The 1022-nt window shown below is 56.7% G+C and carries 1 pseudogene; it reads left to right on the top strand.

Annotated features, from left to right (window positions below):
- Nucleotides 1–962: pseudogene (locus ACGLHT_RS29975) on the top strand (IS5-like element ISPa41 family transposase); the annotation flags it as partial.
- Between the last annotated feature and the right edge of the window lie 60 nt (nt 963–1022).

The following is a 1022-nucleotide window of genomic DNA, read 5'->3' as shown; positions in this document are numbered from 1 at the left end:
CCGACTTTGAGTACGCCGGCAAGCGCAAGCAAACCCGCCGAGAGCGCTTCCTCGCCGAAATGGATCAGGTGGTGCCCTGGGCAGGCCTGCTGGAGCTGATCGAACCGTTCTACCCCAAGGCCGGCGGCGGTAGAAAACCCTATCCTCTGGAAACCATGCTGCGCATCCATCTGTTGCAGAACTGGTTCTCCCTGAGCGACCCGGCCATGGAAGAAGCGCTCTACGAAATCACGCCCATGCGCCAGTTCGCACGCCTGACGCTGAGCGCGCCAATCCCCGAAGACACCACGATCATGAACTTCCGGCACTTGCTGGAGAAGCATCAGCTCGCACCGGCAATCCTTGCGGTCATCAATGGTTATCTGCAGGAAAAAGGCCTGTCGCTGCGCCAAGGCACCATCGTCGATGCCACCATTATTCATGCCCCCAGCTCGACCAAAAATAAAGAAGGCAAGCGTGATCCCGAGATGCACCAGACCAAGAAAGGCGGTCAGTATTTCTTCGGGATGAAGGCGCACATCGGTGCCGATGTCGAGTCCGGCCTGGTGCATCACGTCCATGGCACCGCTGCCAATGTGGCCGATGTCACGTAGGTGGCTGAACTGCTGCATGGCGAAGAAAACGCCGTGTATGCAGATGCCGGTTACACCGGTGTCGAAAGGCGCGAAGAGCATGAAAATCGGGGGGTGATCTGGCAGATTGCAGCGCGTCGCAGCACCTATTCCAAGCTGAACCAGCGCAGCGTACTGTACAAAGCCAAGCGCAAGATCGAGTTCTGCAAGGCTCAGACACGGGCCAAGGTCGAGCATCCGTTTCGCGTGATCAAGCGGCAGTTTGGTTACGTGAAAATACGTTTTCGTGGGCTGATGAAAAACACGGCTCAGTTGACCACGCTGTTCGCCCTGGCAAACCTGTGGAGGGTTCGAAAACAGCTCATGGGTATGGGTGAGGTTCGCGTTTAACACGGAGAACCGGTCGAAAAAGCTCTCCGTACATGATTTTTCGGTCACTTTTCGTCCAAT

The sequence above is a fragment of the Pseudomonas sp. PsB genome (assembly GCF_043658375.1).
Lineage (GTDB): Bacteria > Pseudomonadota > Gammaproteobacteria > Pseudomonadales > Pseudomonadaceae > Aquipseudomonas > Aquipseudomonas putida_Z.
The sequence above is the reverse complement of the archived record's forward strand: the minus strand, read 5'-3'. Positions and strand labels throughout refer to the sequence as shown.